Source organism: Chelatococcus caeni, from assembly GCF_014196925.1.
In the GTDB taxonomy this organism is placed as follows: domain Bacteria; phylum Pseudomonadota; class Alphaproteobacteria; order Rhizobiales; family Beijerinckiaceae; genus Chelatococcus_A; species Chelatococcus_A caeni.
The window spans coordinates 30,746-55,834 of record NZ_JACIEN010000009.1 but is presented as its reverse complement, the minus strand read 5'-3'; the positions used below and the strand labels follow the sequence as shown (position 1 = coordinate 55,834).

Sequence of the window (25,089 nt, the reverse complement as noted above, 5' to 3'; positions counted from 1 at the left end):
CGGGGGCCCGCCGTGAACGAGGATGCGCGCATCGCCATGGCCGACGCCGCCGAACTGCCGGCTGCGGAAGACACCGGCGCGACACCGGACCGCTTCCTCGACGCTCTTCGGCGCGAGCCCTGGCGCTTCGACTTCTTCACGGTCCTGCGGCATCTCGAGCGCAGCCATCCCGGGCGCCCGCGCATCGGCGACAGCGCCACCCGCCGCGACGACTACGTCGCGCTCGGCGAGGATCCCTACCTCGACTTCCCCGCCTCGACGCTCGCCCGCGCGGACCGCGACAGCCGCGAGCGCGTGCGGCTCTTCGTGAAGTTCCTCGGCCTGCTCGGCCCGCAGGGCGCCCTGCCGCTCGCCACCACCGAGGAGGCCCACGCCTGGCACCTGGCGCATGACGACGCCTTTCCGCGCTTCCTCGACATCTTCAACCACCGCTTCCTGCAGCTCTTCTTCCGCGCCTGGGCCGACGCACGGCCCGTCGCACAGCACGACCGGCCCGATCTCGACCGTTTCGGCGCCTATATCGGCGCGGCCGTCGGCATCGCCTCCCCGCACATGCGCGGGCGCGACACGGTGCCGGATGCCGAGAAGCTCGCCTTCGCCGGGCTCCTTGCGCCCCAGGCGCGCTCGGCTTCGCGGCTGCGCAGCTTCCTCGCCGGCCTCTTCGGCACCGAGGTGGAGATCGAGGAGTTCGTCGGCTCGCGCCTCGTCTTCCAGAAGGACGAGCGCACCCATCTCGGCCGGCAGCACTGCGGCCTCGGTGTGGACGCATTGCTCGGCGCCAGCGTCTTCAGCGTGGAGGACAAGTTCCGCATCCGCCTGTTCACGGCGAGCCTCGCCGACTACCGCCGCTTCCTGCCGAGCGGGGACCGCTCGGCCATGCTGGCGGATGCGGTGTTCCACGTCCTCGGCGAAGAACTCGACTGGGACGTGGAACTCGCCCTGCCCGCCGGCCGCGTCGAGCCGGTACGCCTCGGCCGCTCCGGCGAGCTCGGCTGGACGAGCTGGATGGCCCCGAACTGGGCCGCGACGGACGAAACAATGCGGCGGGATGCGCGCTTCCACCCCGCCGAGCGTCTGCGGCGCGCACGCGAAACCAACGCCCGATAGCAAAGGGGGCGATCCATGGCCGACATCTCGCTCGAAGCAGTCACCGGCAAGCTGAACCGCATCGGATACGAGACCTTCATCCAGGCGCTGCGCCACGCCAAGGGCGCCGGCAATCGCCATGTCGAGCTGGCGCACTGGCTGTTCCACATCCTGCAGCACGACGCGGCCGACATCACCCTGACCGTCGACCATTTCGGCCTCGACCGCGGTCGGCTGCTCGCCGACATCGGCCATGTCGTCGAGGGCTTCGCCAAGAACGAAACCGAGATGCCGGGCGTCTCCAACGCCGTCATCGATGCGCTCGACCGCGGCTGGCACTACGCTACCCTCTTCTTCGGCGAGACGCAGATCCGCACGGGCCATATCCTCGTCGGCGCGCTGAAGTCGCTCGAACTGCGCCGCGCCCTGACGAGCGCCTCGCGCGAGTTCGGCAAGATCCCGGTCGATCAGCTGGCGAGCGAATATCGCGCCATCTGGGCCGGCTCCGAGGAGGAGAACCTGCGCCCGCTCGACGGGGCGGGCCTCAGGGCCGCCGGCACGCCGGGGGCGGAAGCCGTGGCGGGGCAGGCCGGCACCACGGCGCTCGACCGCTTCTCGCACGACCTCACGGCGAAGGCGCGCTCGGGGGAGATGGACCCGATCGTCGGCCGCGACGAGGAGATCCGCCAGATCGTCGACGTGCTCATGCGCCGGCGCCAGAACAACCCGATCCTCACCGGCGAGGCCGGCGTCGGCAAGACGGCGGTGGTCGAGGGCTTCGCCCAGCGCATCGCCGCCGACGACGTGCCGCCGCCCTTGCGCGGCGTGCGCCTGTGCGCCCTCGACATCGGCCTGATGCAGGCCGGCGCCTCCATGAAGGGGGAGTTCGAGCAGCGCCTGCGCTCGGTCATCGACGAGGTGCAGAGTTCACCGCAGCCCATCATCCTCTTCATCGACGAGGCGCACACCCTCATCGGCGCCGGTGGCGCGGCCGGCACGGGCGATGCCGCCAATCTGCTGAAGCCCGCCTTGGCTCGCGGCACGCTGCGCACCATCGCGGCCACGACCTGGGCGGAGTATCGGCAATACTTCGAAAAGGACCCGGCGCTGACCCGCCGTTTCCAGCCGATCCAGATCGACGAGCCCGACGTTCAGCGCTGCTGCGACATGCTGCGCGGCATCCTCGCCCCCATGGAGAAGCACCACGGCGTGCGCATCTCGGACGCGGCCATCGTCGCCGCCGTCGAGCTGTCGCATCGCTACATCCCCGCCCGGCAATTGCCGGACAAGGCCGTGAGCCTGCTCGACACGGCCTCGGCCCGCGTCGCCATCAGCCAGAACGCGACGCCCGCGACGATCGAGGACACGCGCGTCGCCATCGCGGCGCGGGAGAAGGAGAAGGCAGGCCTCATCACCGAGCGCGACCTCGGCACCGCCGACGAGGCGCGTATTGGCGCAATCGATACCGAGATCGGCGCGCTCACCGAAAAGCTCGCCCGCCTCGAGGAGGAATGGCAGGCGGAACAGGCGATCGTCGCCGAAATCCGCGCCCTGCGCGACAAGCTCGCCGCGCCGAAGGGGGAGGGGGAAACGGAGGTTGAGACAGAGACCGATGCCGAGGCGACGCGCATCGCGCTTCGGGAGAAATTTGCCGCGCTCGATGCCATGGAAGCCGAGGCGCGCAAGATCTACGCCCATGTCGACGAGGCGGCCGTCGCCTCCGTCGTCTCGGACTGGACGGGCATACCCGTCGGCCGCATGGTGCGCGACGAGATCGAGACCGTGCTGGCGCTGCCGGATATCCTCAACCGGCGCGTCATCGGCCAGTCGCACGGGCTCGAGATCATCGCCAAGCGCATCGAGACCAACCGCGCGCGGCTCGACAATCCGAACAAGCCCATCGGCGTCTTCATGCTCTGCGGACCCTCCGGCGTCGGCAAGACGGAGACGGCGCTGGCGCTCGCCGAGGCGCTCTACGGCGGCGAGCAGAACGTCATCACCATCAACATGTCCGAGTTCCAGGAGGCGCACACGGTCTCGACCCTTAAAGGCGCGCCGCCCGGCTATGTCGGCTACGGCGAGGGCGGGCGGCTGACGGAGGCCGTGCGGCGCAAGCCCTACAGCGTCATCCTGCTCGACGAGGTGGAAAAGGCCCACCCGGACGTGCACGAGATCTTCTTCCAGGTCTTCGACAAGGGCCAGATGGAGGACGGCACGGGCCGGCGCATCGACTTCCGCAACACGCTCATCCTCCTCACCTCCAATGTCGGCACGGAGGTGATCATGGAACTCGGCCAGGACCCGGGCTATGCCGGCAATCCGGAAGCCCTTGCCGCCGCCCTCAGACCGGAGCTGCTGCGCGTCTTCCCGGCGGCGCTGCTCGGCCGCATCGTCACCATTCCCTACCTGCCGCTGTCGCAGGAGGTGCTCGCCGGCATCGTGCGCCTGCAGCTCGGCCGCATCGCGAGGCGCATCGACGAGGCCCACGGCGCCGCCTTCGTCTATGACGATCAGGTGGTGGACCATATCGTCGCTTTGTGCCGCGACCCGGAATCCGGCGGGCGCATGATCGACAACGTCATCACCAACACGCTGCTGCCCGCCCTCTCGCGCGAGTTCCTGAAGCGCTCCCTTGGCAAGGGAGAGGTCGAAGAGGCCCGGGTCTTCATCGAGGATGGCGCCTTCGCCTATGCCTGGCGCTGATGAACGAGCAAAAGAAAGCCCCTCCACCATGGGAAGCGGAGGGGCGAAAGTCGTGTCTTCTGGTCGAGACAGGCGTAGAATGCCTGAGGAAGAGACCGGCAGCGGTGCGCAACAGCACGAAGAGGGCTGATGGCACGGAAGCCGGCGGGAACGGTCGGCGGGCCGGCATGTGCGCCGCCTCACGGCAGCTGGCGAAAGACCCGCCTAACGTCGGACTGCACCGGCAGGCAGGCGCGGCAGCCTGCGCGGCGAAATCGCCCGGAAGAGACGAGGCCGACAGCCTGCCGCCTGTGAAGAGATGCCCGGTGCGCGCGCGAGACGCCGTCTCGCAGGCTGAGGAGGGTATTTCCATGACCAGTCCAGCCGTGGCTCCCCGGCCGATGCGGCCGGGCCATCTCATGAACTGGCTTGCCGCCGCCGTCGTTGCAGTCATCCTCGCCCCATGGCCAGCGGAAGCCGCCAAGCGCGTCGCTCTGGTCGTCGGCAACGCGTCCTACGAGGCGATCCCCGCGCTGCCGAACCCGATGCGGGACGCGGCGGCGACACGCGATGCACTGACGGAGGCGGGCTTCGACGTCGTCCATCTCGCCGATGCCACCCTGCCCGCCTTCCAGGCGACGCTCGATGCCTTCGCCAAGAAGGTCGAGGCGGCGGGCGAGGATGCGGCGGCCGTCGTCTTCTATGCCGGCCACGCCGTCCAGCTCACCGGCACGAACTACCTCTTGCCGATCGACGTCAAGCCCCGCACCGATGCCGACGTACCGGGCCAGTCGGTCTCGCTCACCGACATCCTGAAGCGCCTCGACGCCACGAAGGCGCGCACCAAGATCGTCATCCTCGATTCCTGCCGCGACAATCCCTTCGTCAACCCGACCGGGGCGCGCGGCCTCGCGCTGACGCTCCTCGACGGTGCCGATGCCGGCCCGCCAGGCGAGACCGGCTTGGCGCGCATCGAATCGAAGGGCGGCACCCTCGTCGCCTTCTCGACCTCCCCGGGGGCGACGGCGGCCGACGGCACCGGCGAGCACAGCCCCTTCGCGGCCGCCTTCCTCAAGCTGGTGCGCGAGCCGGGCCTGCCGGTGGAGCAGCTGTTCCGCCAGGTGCGCCTCGCCGTCTACGAAACGACGGGAGGTCAGCAGACTCCGTGGGAGACTTCGTCGCTGACGACGCAGTTCAGCTTCTTCGAGGGTGCGCTGCAGACGGCGGCGGACACGGTCGAGACCACCGGCTCAACGGGGGCCGCCCAGGTCACGACCGCCGCCCTCGGCGGACGCACGGCGGCGGAAGCCTTCCGTAGCGCCCTCTACTGGGACACGCCGGACGCCTACCGCCTGTTCCTCGCCGCCCATCCCGACGACCTGCTGGCGCTGCGCGTGCACCGCATCCTGACGCTGCGGCAGGAGGAGATGGCCTGGGCCGAGGCCGTGCGCGACGGCACCAAGGACGCCTTCGCCCTTTATCTGCGCCTGTTCCCCGGCTCCTCGCACGCCGAGGCGGCCATGCGGCTCGCCGCCACCGCGCCGGAACGCGCAAGGCTGCAGCTGGCGGCCGTATGTCCCGCGCCGGCACCCGCGCTCAAGCCCACGAAGACCAAGACGACGCCCGCGCCGGCACCGAAGAAGACGCAGAAGGCCACGACCAAGCCGCGCCGCGCGCCGGTCGACGACTACGCCGAGCCCGTATGGGTCGAGCGGCCCGTGCGCAGCTATGACCCCGGCCCGGCCATCGCGGTCGACATCATCGGCGGCGCCATCCTCGGCGGCATGAGCCGGCCACGCCCCCCGCGCATGCGCGGTGATGGCGGCGGCTATCGCCCGATGCCGCAGCGCCAGCCCATGCCGACCTCGCCGAGTTACGGGTATCGGTAGGATCAGGTGACGCCTGGCCCGGCTGTGAGGGCCCGGCGTCAGCAGCCGGCAACGGCTTGTCAGGCGGGCTGGAGAGCGCCCGCCCGTCCCTCGAGGCCGTCATGCCCGCGCTCGTCGCGGGCATCCCGCCGTGGAAGCAGTACGCAGGGTCAAAGGCGTGGATGGCCGGGGCAAGCCCGGCCAGGACGTGTTGCACTTAGCTGGCCTTTGCTTCTGCTCGCGGTCGAATTACGGGCTGCAGCATTCAGCCACCCCAGCCGCCGCCGGCGTCGCCATCACCGCTACCGCCGCCGGTGCCTCCGCCACCTGCGCCGCCACCTCCCGATCCGGCGCCTCCCGATCCGCCCCCCACGCCCCCGCCGCCTGCGCCGCTCCCGCTGTCACCATAGCCTCCGCCGCTATCGCCACTGTTGCCGGAATCGCCCGGCGTGAAATAGCTGGGGCCGGTCGTTGTGGTGGGACGGGCCGTGCGTGTCCGCGAGGTCGTTCCACGCGGTGCCGCCGTCGTCGTGCGGGAGGTGCGGGGCTCCATCGCCGTGTCATAGGGGCGTGGCTGCGTCATGCATCCCTGAAGGGAGGTTGCGCCGAGCAGCAACAACGCCGCCACAGCGACGCTCGTCGTGGCACCGTGGGACATCTGCGTCTTCCTTTCCGTCAGAAGAGATCGACCCGGGGATTGCGTTGCTGCCAGGCGTCGCGGGCGAGTGCGACGAGGGTGTCGTCGAGCGCGCCGCCACCTGCGTCGAAGCTGCGCCCGAGCTGACGGGCGAATTCGCGGGCGGCGGCCGTCTTGGCCTCGGCGGGAAGCTGCGTGAGGCGCTCCCGCGCCGCCGTATTGCCGTTGGTGCGGTCGAGCGCCACGGCGAGGGCGAAGAACTGCGCGGCGATCTGTTGGTTGCGGGGCGTCGACCGGCTGAGAACGAGCTCGCCCCGGGCCGACGCGCCCCAGGTGTCGCCACGCTCGGCGGCCTGCTCGAACCAGCGCGCCGCCGCCGCCGCATCCCGCTTCACGAAGATGCCGTCGCGGTACATGCGGCCGATGTTGTAGGGCGCGGCCGGGTGCCCGTCCTTGGCGGCGGCCGTGAAGAAATCATAGGCCCGCTTCGGATCCCTCGGCACGCCGGTGCCGCCGAGATAGGCAAGGCCGAGATTGTTGAAGGAATAGATGTCCTTGCGCGCCGCCCCGGCACGGTAGAACGCGACGCCCCGGCCCTCGTCCGGCGACATGTTGCGGCCGTAGAGGAAGATGGCGCCCAACTCGTTCATGGCATAGGTGTGGCCCATCTCGGCCGCCCTGAGCAGCATCGCAAGGCCACCCGGCACATCCTGCGGCAGGCCGCGGCCGTAGAAGAGCGCCCGGCCGTAATTGTAGACGCTGTAGGGGTCTCCCAGGTCGGCGCCCCGCTTGTAGTAGTCGTTCGCCTTGGCGCGATCCATCGGCCGGCCGGCATTGACCGTGTACAGATACCCGAGCTGGTAGAGCGCGCGCACATGGCCGCGCGCCGCGCTCTCCTCAAAGCTCGCCCAGGCGGCGTCGAGCTCGCGGCTCGCCAATTGGGCGCGGCCGAGCTGGTAGAGGAAGCGCGTCACCTGGGGATAGTCGCGGCGCGCCTCGTTGCAGGCGGCAAGCGCCTTCGGCCCGTCGACCTCGTTGGGCAGGACGCCGGCCGTGACACCGGCAAGGTCGAGCGGCTCTCCGGCCAGCACATCGCAGGCATGCAGCACCGGCTCGACGGCGACCTTCGCCGCCAGGGGCGCGCGCGCCGCCGCCGTCGGCAGGCCGAGCGTCAGCGAAAAGGCCTGGGCCTGCGTGCCGATCTGCGGCTCGTAGGCGAGGCGGGCGAGGCTCGAAGCGCCGATGCGTGCCCCGGCGAGCACCGTCTTGCCGTCGAGCCGCAACACGCCCTTCGGCGGGATGGCATCGACCGAGACGATGGGCTCGCCCGCACCGGTCGGCGCCTCGAAAGCGGGAAAGCCGAGCGGTACAGGGCCGACACCGATGGGCACGCGCGCCTTGTGCGCGGCGAGGCGCTTGGCGAAGCGCTCCATCACGGCGCCGTCGTCGGCCTCGGCGGAGCGGGTCGGCCCGGTCTTCGTATCGCGCACTCCTGCCTGCGCGACGGTCGCTTCCGTCACGGTGAGCGCAACGAGCCCGCGGCTCGACTGCTCGAAGCGGTTGGACACCGTGTAGCCGAGAATGCCGACGAAGCCGGGCGCTGCCCCCTCGCTGCGGTAGGCGATCCGCCCGAGGGCGGAGGACGGATAGGGCTCGGCGACGGCGACGGGCGCGCCGTCGAGCAGGATCTGGCCCTGCTCCGGCAGAAGGTCGAAGGAGACCTTGAGGTCCGCCTCCTGGTAGGTCTGCGGCTCGGGGATGCCGACGCGGATCGTGCTGCCGGCCGCGAGCTGCACGTGCTGCATCGGCGCGACCACCGGCGCCACGTCGCGCGAGATGAAATAGAACGCGTCGGTCAGCGAGGAATTCTCCCACGGCACCTGCCGGCCGCCGGTCGCCTTGATGACGTCGCGGCGCACGTCCGTGAGGAGCGAGCGGATTTCCTGGTTGGGCGTCAGGGCGCGGGAGGTGAAGGCACGCGTGAAGGGGCTGAGCGGCCCTTCGCCATCGTAGGAGACATTGCCCGGCTCGGTCGAGAACGAGATGAGGGTGCCGATGCCGGGCCGGATGTCGGCAAGGCCCTGGCGCTGCTCGACCGGCTGCAGCTTCTCCGCCACCCAATAGCGCTCGGCCCGGAAGGGATTGTTGCGGCAGGCGTCCAGAAAGACGATCTGCGTCTTCGCCGTGCGCCGCATCTGGTCGAGGATCGCCTCGAGATCGACGGTCTGGATCTCCACGTCGTAGGCCGTGGACAAGGTGGCGTCCGTCGGCACCACATAGTTCCGGCCAGACAACTGCACCGCGTGGCCCGAATAGTAGAAGAGCCCGACATCCGCCCCGTTGAGCGAACGGAAGAAACGCTTGATGCTCTCCTCCAGCGCCAGCCGGTCCTGGTCGATGCCGGCAATGACGTCGAAGCCCGCCCGTCGCAGCGTCGTCGTCACCTCCTCGACCTCGTTGGCCGGGTTCTGGAGGGATGGCAGGGCGGCGTAACGCGCATTGCCGATGACGAGCGCGACGCGGCGCGTGTCGGCCTGTGCCGGGAATGAGAGGGTGCCGGCGGCGAGGACGAGAGCGCACAGACATGCGCTGAGGAACGTCGCAAGGGCGCCCCGCCCGGAGCGACGAGGGCGATACGACAATCGGCAGAAAGGCAACGAGAGAATGCTTGCGATCACCGCAGCCCCCTTCTCATCGTGCGCCAATTCTACTCGCACGGGGTGAAGGAGGAAAGCGTGTTACCGCACCGACAGGCGCGCCGGTCAGCCTCCGCCGCGGCTTTCCTGCCTCTCCTGCCGCTGGTGCCAGGTCGCATAGAGGTCCGGACGCCCGTCGAGGCGGATGGGATCATGGCCGATGGTCATCGACTGCTCGGCGAAGGGCCTCGCAAGATCGGCATAGATCGCCGCCGTCGACAGACCGTAAGGCGCGGCATCCTCGTTCGAATAGGCGTAGACGACCGCGCCGACGCCGGACAGGCGCATGGCGGCGAGGCACATCGGGCAGGGATGGCCGCTGGCATAGACGGTGCAGCCCTGAAGATTGGCCGAGCCGAGCCGGCGCCCCGCCGCCCTGAGGGCGAGCAATTCCGCATGGGCCGTCGGATCATGCGTCGCCACCACCTCGTTGACGCCGGTCGCGATGACCTCGCCGTCCCTGACGACGACGGCGCCGAAGGGCCGCCCGCCCTTGGCGACATTGGCATAGGCGAGCTCGATCGCCTCGCAGAGGAACCGCTCCCGGGCCGTCATGGCTTTCTCCCTTCGGCTCCTGCTGCGACGAGGATCCGCTCGATCTCGGCGTAGTCGCGGCTCAGCGCATGCGCGCGGGGCGTCACGCCGTCCCGGTCTGCGAGATCGACCCTGGCGCCGGCGTCAACCAGAAGCTGGACGATCTGCTGATGACACTGGCCGCCGTCGCCGAGGATGATGGCCTCGAGCAGCGTGCGCACGGTCTCCACATGGCCACGCTCGGCCGCGGGGATGAGCGCCGTGCCACCGTATCGGTTGGTGCTCCTGAGGTCGGCACCATGCGCGAGCGTGATGCGCAGGATCTCGAGGTGGCCGCGCGCGCCCGCATAGAGATAGGGGCTGTCCTCGATGTCGTCCTTGGCATTGACGTCGGCGCCCGCCTCGATCAGCGCCTGCGCGGCCGCGATGTGGTTGGCATGGGTCGCCACCAGCAGCGCGGTGCGGCCGTTGCGATCACGCGCATCGACGGCAGCCCCCTGCGACAGGAGCCCGCGGATTGCGGCGACGTTCCCCTCGGCCGCCGCCGCATGCAGTGGAAACTCGCTCACCGATTGTCCCATGGCCGGCATCAGCTGGAGGGCCATGGCCATGAGGCCGGCGACGGAAATGACGGCAACCCTACGCACGGTCCCCCCACTTTCGGCAGGCAGGCCATGCATCCCGGCCAGCCTGCCGGCATCATAGCCGCCATGACCTGGTAAGCTCAAACGGTAGCGCGCCGGTTTTCACGGCTGCGACGGACCGGCCTCCGCCAGCCGCGGCACCACGCGGAAGCGCAGGGCAAAGGCCTCTTCGGGCGCCGGCGCGGAGCCGTCGAGCAGGCGGGACGCCCCGAGCCAGTCGCTCCATGCGGTTGACGGCTGCGGCATCGCTGGCAAGGGCAGGTCGAAGAACTGCTCCGGCGCGACGCGCAGGAAGACGCCGATCTGCCGGCGGGCAGCCGCGTTGTGGATCTCCACGCGCGCGGCAAGAAGGGCCCGGCCGTCGTCGCCGCTTCCCGCCTGCGCGGTGATGTCGCCGCGCCGCCAGGTCTCGCCGCCGTAGAGGATGACGAAGGGCAGTTCTCCCCGTTCTGCCATGGTGGCGACGAGCGCCACCGGCACGCGGATGTCGAGCAGGAGATCGAGCGGGGCCCTGAGCGGCGGCTCGCGACGGTCCGAGAGCCAGGCAAGGCCGCCCAACGCCGTGATGAGCGCACCGGCCACCACGACAGCGCGGACGAGCGTCCACCACCCGCCTCCGCCCGCCCACAGGCGCCCGACGAGAATGCCGATAATGAGGCCGGCCACGAGCGCGACGAGGGCGCAGAAGACCACGAAATAGCCGAAGGTTCCCTCGAAGGCGGGAATGCGCAGCCACTCCCCGGCCGCATGGGCGACGAGAAAGCCGTAGAATGCGGCGAAGATCGCCGTCGCGAGGCCGATGGCGAGCGAAACGGGCCAGTTCACGGGTCGCCATCCGGCATGAGGCAGCCGCCTACTTCAGGAGTATGACGGTGCGATCATAGGCGCCGGCGAAGCCTGCCAGGGAAAGGGACAGGTTTGTCTCCTCCCCGCCGTCGGTCGTTGCCTTGACGCGCAGCGCCTTGCCGCCCCTGAGCGCCTTGACGGTGGCGGCGTCGAAATCGACCTCGATCAGGCAGCCGGCCGGCAGGCAGGTGCGGAAACGCTGCTGTGGGCCGGCCGGCCCCTCGTCGAGCTGGTAGGCGGCCCCCTTGTCGAGCAGGAGCCCGAAGGGCAGCACGAGGGTGCCCCTGGCGCCGCCGCCCGCCGGCCTCAGCTCGACGGCGAGCACGCGCTGGCGCGTTTGCGCATGGAACTGCTCCTGCGACAAGGCGCAGACCCGTGTCTTCTTCCCGCCCCCGGTCTTCACGGCACAGGTGACGAGCCAGTCGCCATGCGCCTCGCGCAGGGAAGTGGCGCCGCCGGGCAGCGCCGCCTCCTGGGCTGCGGCGCCGGCAAAGCCGGTCGACACTGCGGCGAACATCATGGCCGCGATCCCAAGACGCAACGACATGGACAGGTTCCGGCAACGTGGAAGGACGGGCGACTGCCCAGCGGATGGCATCAGAATTTCACGCTGATGTTCGCCTTCAGGCTCTGGTCGCTGGCCCCCGAGCCGAACTGGCCGCCATAGGCGAGGCCGAGCGTGGCGTTGGCGGCGAGCGCGACATCGAGGCCGGCGTCGAGCACGAGGGCATTGCGGGCGATCGGCACGCCGGCGACGGTGAAGGGATTCCCGCCGGCGAGGAAGAACAGCCGCGAGGTGGGCACGTCGCCGAAGGCATGGCGGTAGCCGATCGTGCCGCGCAGCGTGGCGTCCCGTCCGCCGAGACTGACGGACGTCTCCGCCCGCACGCCGAGGGTCGCGAAGGTGGCCGCGCTCGTGCGCCCGTTCGCCGCCAACGCGGCAGCCCCGCCCCTTTCGGCGAAGCTGTCCGTATGCAGGTTCACGTAGGCGAGGCCCGCGAAGGGCTCGAACCGGACCGCACCGGCGGCGATGCCGTAGCCGAGCTCGCCGAATGCCTGGACCGTGCGCGCGTCATAGGAGGCGGAGAGATTGTCCGCGAAGCCGGTGAAGAGAACCTGCCGCCTGACGTCGATGTCGTGCCAGCCGAGGGCCGCGCCCGCCCGCAGCGCCAGCGCGCCCCATTGGCCGCCGCCATAGGCGCCGAGGGTATAGGTATCGGCTGAGCCGGATGACATGCGGCCGTCGACGTCGAAGCTCATCCGGCTGTAGCCGCCCATCACGCCGAGGCGGATGTTGTCCGCAACCTCTGCGTCCCCACCGAGGAAGAAGCCGCCGATGCTGCGCTCGAGCTTGTCGGCATTGCCGTCGCCATCCCAGGAGCCCCACGCGCCGAAGCCCTGGCCCCACAGGGCGAAGGTCTCCGCCAGCGGCCGCTCCGCCACGGCGCCAGCGCCCGCATTGCCGAAGGCGCTGCGCAGCCGGCCGATCGCCGCCTCGCGCGCAAAGCGGCTGTCCTCAATCAGCGCCGTGCGTGCCGACGCGTGGATCTCGCCCGAGAGCGCGTCAAAGGCGGCGCGGGCAACGGTTCCATCGGTCAGCTGAAGGATCGCGTCATAGGCGGCGTTGCCGGCGCCGAGGCTGTCCGCCGCGCCCGCGGCCGCCTGCTGATTGGGGGTCCAGGCCGCGCTGGTGAAGGCGTTCTTCGCCAGAGAGATATAGACGTTGTTCGCGTCCTGGAAGAGCGTCGGCGTGACGAAGAGCGAGCCGCCGTTGAACACGGCCGTGTCGAAAGCGCCATTGAGGGTGTTCGCCGTCAGGATCGTGTAGGTCGTGCCGAACGCATAATCGGGAAAGGGCACGACATTGACCGTGCCGCCGTTGAGGGTGGCCGTGCCGGTCGCAACGATGAGGTCGCTGTTGCCGGCTCCATCGACCTCCACCTCGTAGATGGAGCCCGGGTTGAAGGTGATGTCCGCGACGGTGAGCGTGCCGATGGAATTGCCCGGCGCGACGGTGCCGCCGGCGTTGATGATCGCAGCGCCGAGCATGCCGGAACCGCCGAGCACCCCTCCCGTCACCAGCACGTCGCCGCCGAGCAGGTTGTTCACGTAGAGGCGTCCGCCGGTGACGTTGACGACGCCGGTGAAGCCCGAGGAATCGGCTGCGAGCTTGGTGACGCCGGCGACGTGATTGACCGTGCCATTGCCGTTCAGCGAGGGGATGAACGTGTAGTCGAGTTCCGTGTGATTGAAGTTGACGACACCGGTCCCGGCGCCGAAGTCGAGGCCGCCGAACTGCAGGGTCCCAGCACCGGCTGCCTGCTCACCGAGGCCCGCGCCGATGTTGAGTGTTCCCGTCGACCCCGCCATCTGCGCCAGATGCAGGCTGACGTTGCCGAAGATCGAATCCTCCATCAGCACCGCACCGTCCGCGAGCGTCAGCATCCCCGTGCCGGCGCGTCCCAGGGTCACCTCTCCGAAATAACGCCAGATCGTGTTGGCGCCCCGAAGCGTGACCGTGCCGGTCGAGTCGATGTCCTCGCCGAGGATCGACGTCGCACCGGTCAGCAGGCCACCGCCGTTGACCACGGTCACCGTGCCTGCGCCCTTGGCGCCCACCGTCAGGGTGCTGGCGAGCACACCGGCGCTGCTGCCGGAGATGAGGACAGTCCCGACCCCGTCCGTCTCGAAACCAACCCGCATGTCCATGCTTGCGAAGGACCCGCCGTCCGTGACCACGAGCCGGCCCTCGCCTTCGCGGCCGACGACCGTGCCGACACCATCGGTGAAGGAGGAGCCGCTGCCGGTGACGACGACGGTCCCAACCCCGTCTGCCTGACCGCCGATCGTCAGATGCGTGCTTGCGAAGGATCCGCCGTCGGCAACCACGAACCGGCCCTCGCCTAGCCGGCCGACGACCGTGCCGACGCTGTCGATGATGGACGAGCCGCCGCCGGTGACGACGACTTCGCCCCGCGAGCCCACCTCCCCGGCGACCGTCAGACCCGCGGCATTCACGGCGCCGCCGTCCGCGACCGCGAGTGCCCCCTCGCCGAACTGGCCGACGACAAGCCCGCCGGATACCGTGAGCGCGGAGCCGGTGCCCGTGACGACGGCGAGCCCCTTCGATCCAACATCGCTGCCGACCTCGGCCCCACCCGTCGCGCTGACTTTGCCGCCGTTCGAAACGCGCAGTTCGCCAATACCACTGGCCCCGACCGACAGCCCCGCATTCTCCCAGCGCGAGCCGGCACCGTCGACGATGACGGCGCCGTCGCCCCCCGCATAGCCGATGAAACCTTCGCCATTGGCGACGACGCTGCCGCTCCGGATGGCAAGGGTCCCCGTGCCTTCGTCGCCGATGAACAAGTTTCCGGTGAGATTCCACTGGCCGCCGTTCGTGAGCGTGACGGCGCCGGAGCCGCCGAGGAGATAACCGATGCTTGCCTCGCCGCTGGTGACGACGCCACCGTCGGCAATGTTCAGCACGCCCGTGCCGGCGCCGCCGACATGGAGGAAGGACGTGTTCGTCCAGCTGGAGCCGGCCCCGGACACGGTCACGCTGCCGCTGCTCCCGGCCTCCCAGCCGATGTGCCCCTCCGCATTGCTCAGGGCGCCGCCGGCCGAGATGTTGACCGTGCCCGTCCCGAACCCGCCGATGGTGAGATCGCCGTTATTGTCCCAGCTGGAGCCCGCACCGTCGATGGTAACGGTTCCGAAGCCGCCGATACCGTTGCCAACATGGCTTTCTCCCATGCTCGTCACCACGCCGCCATTGGAAATGGTGAGCGTGCCGGTGCCAAGGACGCCGACAGTGACGTGGGATGTTGCGGTCCAGGTGGAACTGGCGCCATCGACGGTGACGCTTCCCTTCGCATCAGCGCTGATACCCAGCGCAGCGCCGCCGCCGCTCGTGACGGCGCCGCCGTTCGTCACCGTCAGCCCGCCGGTGCCGCCAAACCCAACATATAGATCGCCGACGGAAGTCAACGTGCTGCCAGCGCCGTCGACCGTCGCGAACCCGGCGGAGCCGGCACCCCACCCCAAGCCGAAAGCTCCGGCGGACACCGTCCCACCGGTGAAGATGTTCAAAACGCCCACGCCCCCTTGGCCGACCATTAAGTTGCCCGTACTCGCCCAGGACGCCCCTGTGCCGACTGCAGCAGTGCCGACGCCAAAAGCATGATAGCCAAGAAGGGCGTTGTTGTTCGTGACGGTCGCCCCGTCCTGGATATTGAGCGTGCCGGTGCCCAGGAAGCCGACGTTCATATTGCCGTTCAGCGTCCAGGCGGAGCCTGCGCCGAAAACGGAAACCGAACCGGAGTTATTGAGGCCAATCTCGGCACCCGCGCTCGCGAGCGTGCCGGCGTTGAAAATCTGCAACGCCGCTCCGTCAACGGTGCTGCCCACCACCACCACCCGCCCCTGCTCATTCGTTCCGTTGATCGCAGGTGCCGGCCCTGTATTGTTGATGATGACGTCGACCCCCGCCGTCGGCACCGTGTTGGTGTCCCAGTTCCCCGCCGTCGCCCAGTCGTTCGAGACGGCACCCGTCCAGTCCGCCGCGGCGGCGAGGCCCGGCAGCATCGTCATGGCGAGCGTCAGCGCGGATGTCGACGAGAGCCGTTTGCGGGCAATGGGAGCGATGCCCCCGTTTGGACAGGAACCGTTGTTGCCTCTGGCGTTGCGAGAAACCATCGCGCCCTCTTGCTGCGAATTATTGTTTGATGATCCGGCAGACCTGCCCATCCAGCCCGGAAGGTAGCGATGCCCCGGCGCCTGTCCCGGCGTTGCGCGACACGGAAATAGGCGTGAGGCGAACTGCGAACGGATCGGTGGGAATCGTTGCACGAAGGCAACATCCCGGCCCTCGGACCGGGCGGCCCTAGCGCCTGAACAGCCGCTCCTCGTGAGCGAGCGCGACGTTGACGCCGTCGAGGCGCTCCACCGACACCGGCTCGGCATCGAGGGTGATAACCGCCAGCCGCGTGTGGCCCGCGATCAGGTCTGGCGGCACGAATTCGCAGGAAATACTGCGCTGCGTGCCGGCGTCGAAGGTCAGGACGACCACCGGGGGCTCGCCCCTCTCCCGCATGTTCACGAGGCGAGGGGAGCCGGCGCCTGGCACGAGCTGCGCGAGCGCATAGCGGCAATAGGCCTCCCGCACCTCGCCCACCGCGGCACGGAAGGGATCGAGGCCAAGCCCGCTCCCGGCCGGTGCCTCCCCTCTCAGCAGCGTCACGATGCCGATGGCGGCAGCGGCGCTGAACACCACCCCTGTCGCGATCGCCGCAAGGAGGGGAATGGAAGGTTTCATGAGTGTCTTCTGCACCGCGGCACCTCGGCTGATTTCGCTGTCCTGCCGTACTTGGCCGAAGAGGATTTCAGGCCCATGTCCCTCGCGTTTCGCGTGCGGAAACAGGGCGGAAACCGGAAAGCGGCAAGGAATGGGAAACGACCGGAGAGACGTGGATGAAAGGACTTCTCGGTCTTGGCCTGTTCGGTCTGCCGCTCAGCGCCTCGCCGGCGTCGGCGGCAGACCTCTGCGATCCTCCCCCTGAACGGCTCGTCGGGCATGGCGCCGCCGTAGTTGTGCTGAGCGGCCCGGAATGCCTGCCGCGCGACGGTATCGTCTGGCGGCAGATCCATGTCCGCGCCTCGTCGGGCGAGCTCGTCGCGCCTGCCGGGGCCGAGGCGGGCGACGCCGCCCGCTATGGGCTGGAAGAGGACCGGGCCGTGGGCTTCTCGCCCGACGGACGCTTTCTGACGCTCTTCCGCATCGCCAACCACGGCCGCGGGCCGTGGTCACGCGTCTTCCTGGACGCGGCACGGGGCGAATGGACAATTTTCGTGACCAGCGACGGCACCCGCCACGCCTCGACGGACACCTTTGTGCAATGGGCAGGGGACGAGCCGCATACAGCCCTGCTGGTGCAGGACGTCAGGGCCTACCCGGCAGTCGGACAGGGAGACGAGCCACGATGAGCGCAATGCGACCGTTCCTGCCGTGCAACGGCTTCTTCGCCATCGCAGCCGGAACCTCCTTTCTCGCCCTCGAAGCCCTCGGCGCCCTCGCCCCGCATCTCGGTGCCGATCCGTCGCCTGCGCTGCGCACCGCGGCCGTCGCCGCCTTCGGCCTCGGCATGCTCGTCCTCGCCTACAGCCTCATGCCGCTGATGGTGCGGGGCTTCGTCGCCCTCGCCATCCGGGCGGGCATCCTCGCCCCGGCCACGAGCCTCGTGAACCGGGCCGTGACGGACCGCATCGTCGTCGGCATCTGGTGCCTGTGGACCCTCGGGCTCGCTATCGCCCTCCCGGCCATCGTCAGCGATCTTGCCTGAGGCGGTTCTCCCGCGCCTCGCGCGGCGTGACGCCGAAGGTGCGGCGGAAGGCGCGGTTGAAGGTGGTGATGTCGTTGAAGCCGCATTCGAGCGCAACCGACAGGATGCGCCGGCCCGCCTGTCGCGGATCCGTCAGCGTCAGCCACGCCTGGGCGAGCCGTTCCCGGCGCACGAAATCCGAGAAGCTGTCCCCCGAGCGCTCGAACAGTCGCTGGACGTAGCGCGGCGTGATGCCGTGCAGCTGCGCGATGCGCTCCAGGCTGAGCCCCGGCAGCAGGAGATTGCTGCGAATGCTGCGCTTGATCGCCTCGAACCGCGCCTCGGCGAGACGCTCCGGGTCGCTCGCGCCGCCCGCCTCGCGGCCGGGGTCGATGATCGAAGCCATCAGCTCGAGGAGGTGGGCAGCAGCCTTCTCCCTCAGTTCCGGCGTCGCGGAGCCACTCGTGGCGACGAGCGAGGCATAGCCGAAGACGAGGTCGAGCCCGGCGGTCCCCGGCGCAAAATGCATGTGGGGCGCCTCCCCCAGATGCGGGAGCAGCATCGCCATCCGCGCACGCGGGACGAGGATGCAGGCCGTCTTATCCGGGCCGTTGTTGAGATAGCGATAGGCCCGCGCCTTGGACAGGAGGAGGGCGCCTCCCGGCTGCACGGCGAACGCATCCTGCCCCACCTCCACCTGCAGCCCAGCAGTGGTCACCGCGAAGAACAGGTCGTCGCAGCCGTCCTCGAGCAGCGGCTTGGTGCGGACGCCCGCGAATGCCGAACCATCGCAGGCCGCCCAGGTGGCCCAGGAGAGATTCGCGATCCGCGCATCGAAATACGTCGGGCCGCCCGTGTCCTGGGCGATGACGTCGAGGCGCATCAGCTCCCGGCCGTAGAACTCGCGCAGGGCCGCCGCCTTGTCCGGCCCTGTGATGTCGCGCGACGACAGCTTCAGCAATGGCGCCTGTGACGTGTCCGCGGCACCCGCATCTTCCCTTACAGACAATGCCCACCCCCCCATTTGAAGAACACTGCCTGAGAGTGAGCCCGCCACATTTCCCGCAGACGATCAAGCTGAAACACCGCCGAAACGTTGCTGAAATCAGCGGCAGATAAGTGTATCGACAGTTGTTCCGCTTCTGCAGCCTGGGACGAGCGAGGGATGCCGGACCCCGACAAGCCTTTGCCCCTCGACATCAACGAAATCGCACCCGAAACCGTCGGCGGGGACCTGAGCCTCATCGCCGAGGGGCACCGGGCGCTGTTTTCCGCTCTGTTTCAGGGCATTCCCGGCCGTGCCGTCCTGGTCGACACGCAAGGGCATTATCGCCTTGTGAACCAGGAGTTCCTGGACTTCGTCGGCCGCAGCGAAGCCGAGGTGATCGGGGCCCACGTCTCCGATATCCTCGATCCGGACGTCTATGCCTCCTATGCGCCGGTGATCCCGCGCCTCCTCGCCGGGGAGCCCCTGCGCTGGGAGGGCTGGGCCGACTACGGCTCCCTCGGCCGGCGCTACGTGCAGGAAAGCGTGACGCCGTACCGCCCGATGCCCGAAGGGCCCGTCGAGGGCTTCCTCGCCATCGCGCGCGATCTGACTGACCTCAAGCTGCGCGAGCAGGAGCTTGCCGGCCGCATTGCCGCCCACGAAGCGGCCGAGGCCCGCCACGCCGCCATCGTCCGCTCCGCCCTCGACGGCATCGTGGTGATGGACGCGAACGGAACGGTCGTCGACTTCAACCCGGCCGCACAGGCCATCTTCGGCTATGGGCGCGGCGAGGCGATCGGCCGCCCCGTGGCCGACCTCATCGTCCCGCCGGAATACCGCGCGGCCCACAGGGCGGGCCTTGCCGCCTACCTGGCGACGGGCGACGCCCGCGTGCTGGGGCGCAGGCTGGAGCTGTCGGCAATGCTCGCCGGTGGCGAGCGCATCCCGGTCGAGCTGGCGGTCACCGACATCAGCGACGGCGAGGAACGGATCTTCGCCGCCCATGTCCGCGACCTCAGGGCGGCGAAGGCCGCCGAGGAGGAGATCCAGCGCCAGCGCGGCGCCCTTCACCAGAAGGAGAAGCTCGCCGCTCTCGGCTCGCTGCTGGCCGGTGTCGCCCATGAGCTGAACAACCCGCTCTCCATCGTCACCGGCCAGACGCTGATGCTGCGCGACCAGGCCATCCGGATCGGCGACGAGCGGCTGATCGAGCGCTGCGACCGCATCGGCGCCGCCGCCGACCGCTGCGCCAGGATCGTACGCAGCTTTCTCGCCATGGCCCGCCAGCGCGAGGCGGAGCGTCGCCCGGCGGATCTTGCCGCAGTGATCGACGAGGCCGTCGAGCTGCTGGCCTATAATCTGCGCGCCGCGGGCGTCACCGTGGACAGGGACATGCCTGCACGCCTGCCGCTCCTGATGCTCGATGCCGGGCAGATCCACCAGGTGCTGCTCAATCTCATCGTCAATGCCCAGCATGCGCTCGAGGAGAAGGACGGCGACAGGCGCATCCGCATATCGGCCGTTCCGGAGACGGGAACGGTGCGGCTCACGGTGGCCGACAATGGCCCGGGCGTGCCGCAGGCGATCGCGTCACGCATCTTCGACCCGTTCTTCACCACGAAGCCGCAGGGATCGGGCACCGGCATCGGCCTCGCGGTCTCGCGCGGTCTCATCGAGGCCCATGGCGGGACGCTGGAGCTCGAGCGGCCCGCCGGCGGCGGCGCGGCTTTCACCCTGCGCTTGCCGGTCAAGGCTACGGGACCCGGGCCCGCCGCAGCGGAGGACCGCCCCGCGCCCCACGCGGCCGGAGGCGGGCAGGTGCTGATCGTGGACGACGAGACGGAGATAGCCGCGCTCCTCGGCGAGATCGTCGAGGCCCTCGGCTATACGCCGGTGCTCGCCCATTCCGGCCGCGAGGCCAAGGCCGTGCTTGCGCATGGGGCCGAGCGCTTCAGTGCCATCCTGTGCGACATCCGCATGCCAGACGGGGACGGCCCCAATCTGTACGACTGGCTGCTCGAACATTGCCCGGCCCTCGGGCAGCGCATCGGCTTCATCACCGGCGACGCGCTCGGGCCAAGCGCCGGGCGCTTCCTCGCCCGCTCCGGCAGCCCGGTTCTCGAAAAGCCGTTCGTGCCGGCCGACATCCGCGTGTTTCTGGCCGATCTCACCGCCTGAAACACTGACGTACGACGGCGGAAACACGCCTCCTCCAGGATGCTGGCATTCAATTGTGCCTTGCGGGATGCATCCATGAACGACGAAACCATCCATCTGCTGGAAACGAGCTTCGCCGAAGTCGCCGCCATCAGGGAACCGGCGGCCGCCCTCTTCTATGAGCGCCTCTTCGCCAACGACCCGTCGCTGCGCAGCCTCTTCGGCGGGGCCGACATGAAGGCCCAGGGGCAGAAGCTCATGGCGGCGCTCGGCTTCGTCGTCGGCGGCCTGCGCAAGCCGGCAACGGTCGTCCCGACGCTGGAGAGCCTCGCGATCCGCCATCTCGACTACGGCGTCAGGGACAGCCACTATACGACCGTCGGCACCGCGCTCATCGAGACGCTCGCCCTGAGCTTCGGCGCCCGCTTCACGCCGGAGCTGCGGAAAGCCTGGACCGAGGCCTACGACCTCGTCAGCACCATCATGCGCGAAGCAGCCGTGCGGTCGCGAGCGCCCGCCGTCGCCTGACCGACCGGGCCCGGTGTCGGCAGACGGCACGCCCGGCGTCGCTGCCCTCGCATCAGCCGGTGGAGACCGTGTCCCTCACCGGCTGCCGCCCGGCGAGAACATGTAGCCCACGCCGCGCACCGTCTTGATGACCTTGGGATTGGCCGGGTCCGCCTCGACCTTGCGTCGCAGCCGCGTCACGCGCACGTCGATGCTGCGGTCGAACGGCTCGTTGTCGCGATGGTGGGCGAGATCGAGCAGCCGGTCGCGCGTCAGCACCCGGTTCGGGTTTTTCAGGAAGACGTGCATCAGGTCGAATTCCATCGCCGTCAACATCTCGCGCGCTCCGTCGGCGCGTACGAGGCAATGGGCGTCGAGGTCGAGCAGGACCGTCCCGAACCGCACCAGGGACGCCTGCGCGCCGGCCGGCTCCGGCAAGCCGCCCCCGGCAGAACCATGGCGGCGCAGCACCGCGCGGATGCGGGCCTTCAGTTCGCGCAGGTCGAAGGGCTTGGTGACGTAGTCGTCCGCCCCCAGCTCGAGCCCGACCACCCGGTCGACGATATCGCCGGCCGCGGTCAGCATGATGATCGGGATCTGCGTCGTGGCGCGCACCCGCCGGGCGATGGAGAACCCGTCCTCCCCCGGCATGTTGACGTCGACGAGCAGGAGGTCCGCCGCCGCCTCGCCGAGCAACTGGTCGAGCCCGCGGCCATCGCCGGCGGCGCGCACGGCGAAGCCCTGGGAGGCGAGAAATTCGGACACGGTCTCGCGCACCCCGGCTTCGTCGTCCACGACGATGATCCGATACCCTTGAGGGGCCTCTGAAAGAACCTGTGTCGTCATGCCTTCCGTCGGCCTCCGGGAAATGGAACGTTTCCTGATAAGCGTCGAAGCGGCGACCGTCTGTGCAGGAGACGACAGGATTCTGGGCGCCAGACGAACATGGGCGCCGTCGCCTCAGTTGCAGAGCGTCACCTGATTGGAACATGTGCCGCGCCACCAGCCGCGCTGGAAATCGCGGGCCGTGGTCAGCGCCCAGTTGGCAGAGCACGCATGCAGGCGCATGAGCGTGCCGTCACCGTCGAGATGGCCGTCGTGCCCTCGCGCGCCCTCTGCGGGCTGATAATCGGCCGCATCGACGTGCGGATATTGCAGGAGGCGGGGAACAGGCATCTGCGTATTGGCATAGCCTGCGTGGACTTCCGTCGCGCGCAGCCAGCCGACACCCCCATAGGTCGGCGGATGGTTCGGCGGCAACGGCTCGCCATAGGCCGCACCGGGCGGGGTCGCGTTCTCGATCCGGAACCAACCGTCGACATAGCCCGTGATGTCGAACTCCGCCCGCAGCCCCTCGATGCCGGCAGCCTCCGACAGGCCTTGCCAGACGGGCGGCCCCAGACGGCCCACGATGCCGGCCCCGTCATCGGGCGCGCCGCGCACGGGCGTGCCGGTGCCGGCGTCCGATGCCGCCCATCCCCGGATCTGGCAGGGCACGACGCCCGGCTCGGCCTCGGCCCGTGCATAGAGCCGCTGAAGGATGCCGGCGTGATGATCCTCGTTCCCGGTCCGCAAGCGGTCTTCCGGCGAACGCGCGTGGAGGCTCGCGGAGACGATGACATCGGCCTCGCCCTCCCGCTTCAGCGTAACCTCGAGCACCTGGCCCGCATCGAAGGCGTTGCCCGGCGTCGCCGGATGATCCGCACCGGCCGGGAAGACGGCGATGAAGACCTTCCGACCGTCATCCACGACGCGGTAGATCCGCCCGGGAACCCAGCCGTCGGGGATGCTGGCGGCAGCCTCGGCGAACCAGCCGGGCGGCCCCGCCTCGGCCGCCGCCGGGAGGGCCGGCACAACGAAAGCGAGCAGAAGGGGAGTTGCCGTGCGCATGAAGGCCCCTCACTCGGACACCGGCACGACCCGCAGCGGGCTCGCATAGGGCTCGACCCGCAGGCTGGCGTGGTTGAGGATGCTGATGCGCCGCAGCGGCGCCTGCTCGAGCTCGCCGTCCGGGCCCTTGCGCACGGCGAACTGCCAGAGGGTCAGTTCGCCCCGCGCGGCAAGCGCGCGACCGACGGCGGATACGTCCCGCCCCTGGACGTCGTCCATATCCCGGTCGGTGACGCCGACGACGATCTCATCCTTCACCGTGACGATCCTGAACAGCGTGACGGCATCCTCGGCCTGGACGGGGACGGCAAGCGACATGAGAAAAGCTCCTGTGAAAAGGCTGCGGAGAGCCTGTCTGGTGATGGACATGGTGTGCTCCTGCTGAGGTGGTCGAGGCCTTGGGATTGGCTGCTTCAGGCGCATGTCATCCATCCGAGCGAGCCCCCGAGAGCTCGCGCACGAGGAACGCGACCGCATCGGCATCCGCGATGCGGCGGAAGCCGATGTTGCCGTCCGCGTCCACGAAGCGGTCGCGCCGGTGATTGCCGGCCCTGCGCGACAGGAAGAGCGTGGCGGTGCCGCAGCTCTCCGGCACGATCCATGGCCTGAGCCCGTGACAGAGATCGATCGACGTGAAGGCCGACAGGCCGAAGCCGTCGATGACGAAGAGCGCCCGGCGCTGCGTGAGCGCATAGAACGTCCGCCCGGCGATGAGGGCAGCCGGTACCGCGCAGACCGTCAGCGCCGTGAAGACGAGGAACGGCATCGCGGCGATGCCGCCGGACTGCGCCAAGGGATAGGTGACGAGGGCGGCGGGCAGCGTGACCACCCACATCCTCGCATAAGCCCGGAAGCTGGCGCACGTGCTGCTGCGCCCGGCCCAGATGAGGCTCTCATGACGCCGCAGGTGGCGAGCGAACCGCTCGGCATGCGCGGCGACGGGTGAATGCTTGCTCATTCCCCCTCAATGACAGCTCCGCGTTTCCGCTCTCGTTCAGCTCTGTTTCGTCCCGGCCATGATCCGGCACCGACGAAACAATTCCCGATATCGGCGTGAAACCGAGCCCCCCGATCGTGCAGTGGCGCTGCCCCGCAGGCCGCGTGCTGACAGTGCATCGAGCACCTCGAACCCAGGGTACCGCCGTCCATGCGCTTCCCCGTTCTCTCCTTCGCGCTCTGCCTCGGCCTGTCGGCTCAGCCGGCCCTGGCGCAGGTCTTCGAAACTCACGGCGACTGGATGCTCGCCTGCAGCAACCTGAACGCCTGCACCGTCCTCGGAGCCACACGCCCGCAGCGGGACCGGGCCGTCTTCCTGCGGATTTCGCGGGAGGCAGGGCCGGACGCGCCGGTCGTCCTGTCGGTCGGCGGGCTGCTCGACGACAATGACCCGGATGAACGGCCGGTCGGTCTGGCTTTCGAAGGGCAGACGCCCGGCCTGCCGGGACCACTCGCCGTGTCCCAGGATGACGACGCGAGCGGTCACGCGACTCTTCCGGCGCAGGACCACGGGCATGTTCTGGCGGGACTGCGCAAGGCCGACCGGGTGCTCTTGACCATCCCGACCGCACCGGATGCGCCCGCGACCTTCGTCGTGGATCTTGAAGGCGCCATGAAGGCCCTGTCCGGCATGGACCGGATCCAGCGCCGCGACGGCACCGTCACCGCCCTCGCGTCGCCTGGCGGCCGGCCGGCGAGTGCGGTTCCCGAGGCGCCAGCCGTGCCCGAGATCATCGCCGCACGAACGCCGGCGGATGCGCCGCCCGCGGCGCTGCCGGAAGTCCTTCGTGATCACCTCTGCGAGGACGCGCGCCAGGCCGGGCTAGGCGTTCCCGGCGTGAACCTGAAGGCTTTGGTCGATTTCGCCGAGCGGCTCACGCCCGATCTCAACCTGTGGGGTCTGCGCTGCTCGGAAGGCGCCTACAATTTCGGCAACACGCTCCTCGTCGGCCGGGACGACGGCCCTGTCGAGCAGATCGAGCTGGAAGTCCCTACCCCCCTCGAAGAGCGGCTCAACGGCGCGGAGCTCGTCAACGGCTTCTTCTCGCCGGCCGACATGACGCTGACCGGCTACACGAAGAGCCGCGGCATGGGTGATTGCGGATCCCTCGCGCGCTGGGTCTGGGACGGCAAGCGCTTCCGTCTCGTTCACCTGAAGGCGATGCCGAGCTGCCGGGGCATCCTGTCCGAGGATTGGCCGAGCCTCTGGCAGGCGCAGGTCCGCTGACGCGGACTTG

20 protein-coding genes are annotated in these 25,089 nt (G+C 69.4%); 8 read left to right on the top strand and 12 right to left on the bottom strand.

Going from position 1 to position 25,089, the window contains the following annotated elements:
- Positions 1-12 precede the first annotated feature (12 nt).
- The 3 genes from tssG (at position 13) to GGR16_RS24335 (ending at position 5,657) form a co-directional block, all read left to right on the top strand.
- Positions 13-1,107, top strand: a complete 1,095-nt coding sequence (gene tssG, locus GGR16_RS24345; RefSeq protein ID WP_019401767.1) for a type VI secretion system baseplate subunit TssG — start codon at positions 13-15, stop codon at positions 1,105-1,107.
- Between the two features lie 15 nt (positions 1,108-1,122).
- The gene (tssH, locus tag GGR16_RS24340; protein WP_183318692.1) at positions 1,123-3,789 is read left to right on the top strand and encodes a type VI secretion system ATPase TssH; all 2,667 of its coding nucleotides are present in this window, start codon (positions 1,123-1,125) and stop codon (positions 3,787-3,789) included.
- 350 nt (positions 3,790-4,139) lie between these two features.
- Positions 4,140-5,657: a caspase family protein gene (locus GGR16_RS24335; RefSeq protein ID WP_183318690.1), complete on the top strand. Its 1,518-nt coding sequence runs from the start codon at positions 4,140-4,142 to the stop codon at positions 5,655-5,657.
- A 654-nt stretch (positions 5,658-6,311) separates the two neighbouring features.
- Here the strand turns inward: GGR16_RS24335 and GGR16_RS24330 are convergent.
- From GGR16_RS24330 to GGR16_RS24300, 7 genes are all read right to left on the bottom strand, one after another.
- Complete coding sequence (locus GGR16_RS24330) at positions 6,312-8,951, bottom strand: caspase family protein (protein WP_183318688.1); 2,640 nt, start codon at positions 8,949-8,951, stop codon at positions 6,312-6,314.
- An 84-nt stretch (positions 8,952-9,035) separates the two neighbouring features.
- Positions 9,036-9,524, bottom strand: a complete 489-nt coding sequence (locus tag GGR16_RS24325; protein ID WP_183318686.1) for a nucleoside deaminase — start codon at positions 9,522-9,524, stop codon at positions 9,036-9,038.
- Positions 9,521-10,150, bottom strand: coding sequence for an ankyrin repeat domain-containing protein (locus tag GGR16_RS24320; RefSeq protein WP_019401772.1), 630 nt, complete (start codon positions 10,148-10,150; stop codon positions 9,521-9,523). The genes GGR16_RS24325 and GGR16_RS24320 overlap by 4 nt, the downstream gene beginning before the upstream one ends.
- A gap of 99 nt (positions 10,151-10,249) precedes the next feature.
- Positions 10,250-10,972, bottom strand: coding sequence for a hypothetical protein (locus GGR16_RS24315; RefSeq protein WP_019401773.1), 723 nt, complete (start codon positions 10,970-10,972; stop codon positions 10,250-10,252).
- A 28-nt stretch (positions 10,973-11,000) separates the two neighbouring features.
- Positions 11,001-11,540, bottom strand: a complete 540-nt coding sequence (locus GGR16_RS24310) for an invasion associated locus B family protein (RefSeq protein WP_157672229.1) — start codon at positions 11,538-11,540, stop codon at positions 11,001-11,003.
- A 50-nt stretch (positions 11,541-11,590) separates the two neighbouring features.
- On the bottom strand, positions 11,591-15,958 hold the full coding sequence (locus GGR16_RS24305; protein ID WP_183318684.1) for an autotransporter domain-containing protein: 4,368 nt from the start codon (positions 15,956-15,958) through the stop codon (positions 11,591-11,593).
- Positions 15,879-16,310, bottom strand: coding sequence for a hypothetical protein (locus GGR16_RS24300; protein ID WP_019401776.1), 432 nt, complete (start codon positions 16,308-16,310; stop codon positions 15,879-15,881). Before GGR16_RS24300 ends, GGR16_RS24305 begins: the two co-directional genes overlap by 80 nt.
- A gap of 155 nt (positions 16,311-16,465) precedes the next feature.
- Here GGR16_RS24300 and GGR16_RS24295 point away from each other — a divergent pair, with 155 nt between their 5' ends.
- Together GGR16_RS24295 and GGR16_RS24290 are read left to right on the top strand one after the other, a co-directional pair.
- Complete coding sequence (locus GGR16_RS24295) at positions 16,466-16,978, top strand: hypothetical protein (RefSeq protein ID WP_019401777.1); 513 nt, start codon at positions 16,466-16,468, stop codon at positions 16,976-16,978.
- Positions 16,975-17,334 carry a hypothetical protein gene (locus GGR16_RS24290; RefSeq protein ID WP_156332683.1) on the top strand — a complete coding sequence of 120 codons (360 nt, stop codon included), beginning with the start codon at positions 16,975-16,977 and terminating at the stop codon, positions 17,332-17,334. The genes GGR16_RS24295 and GGR16_RS24290 overlap by 4 nt, the downstream gene beginning before the upstream one ends.
- Here the strand turns inward: GGR16_RS24290 and GGR16_RS24285 are convergent.
- Entirely contained in the window at positions 17,318-18,274 is a 957-nt protein-coding gene (locus GGR16_RS24285) for a helix-turn-helix transcriptional regulator (protein ID WP_019401779.1), read from the bottom strand. The two genes, GGR16_RS24290 and GGR16_RS24285, sit on opposite strands and share 17 nt — an antisense overlap.
- A 204-nt stretch (positions 18,275-18,478) precedes the next feature.
- Between GGR16_RS24285 and GGR16_RS24280 the strand changes: the two genes are divergently transcribed.
- Positions 18,479-20,479 carry a hybrid sensor histidine kinase/response regulator gene (locus GGR16_RS24280; RefSeq protein ID WP_019401780.1) on the top strand — a complete coding sequence of 667 codons (2,001 nt, stop codon included), beginning with the start codon at positions 18,479-18,481 and terminating at the stop codon, positions 20,477-20,479.
- Between the two features lie 75 nt (positions 20,480-20,554).
- Positions 20,555-20,986, top strand: coding sequence for a globin family protein (locus tag GGR16_RS24275; protein ID WP_019401781.1), 432 nt, complete (start codon positions 20,555-20,557; stop codon positions 20,984-20,986).
- Positions 20,987-21,061: 75 nt separating this feature from the next.
- Here GGR16_RS24275 and GGR16_RS24270 read toward each other — a convergent pair whose 3' ends face one another.
- The 4 genes from GGR16_RS24270 to GGR16_RS24255 all read right to left on the bottom strand — a co-directional run bounded on the left by GGR16_RS24270 (position 21,062) and on the right by GGR16_RS24255 (position 23,813).
- Positions 21,062-21,811: a response regulator gene (locus tag GGR16_RS24270; RefSeq protein ID WP_050996538.1), complete on the bottom strand. Its 750-nt coding sequence runs from the start codon at positions 21,809-21,811 to the stop codon at positions 21,062-21,064.
- A 114-nt stretch (positions 21,812-21,925) separates the two neighbouring features.
- Positions 21,926-22,855, bottom strand: coding sequence for a hypothetical protein (locus GGR16_RS24265; RefSeq protein ID WP_019401783.1), 930 nt, complete (start codon positions 22,853-22,855; stop codon positions 21,926-21,928).
- A 9-nt stretch (positions 22,856-22,864) separates the two neighbouring features.
- A complete protein-coding gene (locus GGR16_RS24260) occupies positions 22,865-23,173 on the bottom strand; it encodes a hypothetical protein (protein ID WP_019401784.1) in 309 nt (102 codons plus the stop codon).
- 106 nt (positions 23,174-23,279) lie between these two features.
- Positions 23,280-23,813, bottom strand: coding sequence for a hypothetical protein (locus GGR16_RS24255; RefSeq protein ID WP_019401785.1), 534 nt, complete (start codon positions 23,811-23,813; stop codon positions 23,280-23,282).
- 189 nt (positions 23,814-24,002) lie between these two features.
- On the opposite strand from GGR16_RS24255, the gene GGR16_RS24250 reads away from it, so the two are divergent.
- The gene (locus GGR16_RS24250; RefSeq protein WP_019401786.1) at positions 24,003-25,079 is read left to right on the top strand and encodes a DUF1176 domain-containing protein; all 1,077 of its coding nucleotides are present in this window, start codon (positions 24,003-24,005) and stop codon (positions 25,077-25,079) included.
- Positions 25,080-25,089: the final 10 nt, after the last annotated feature.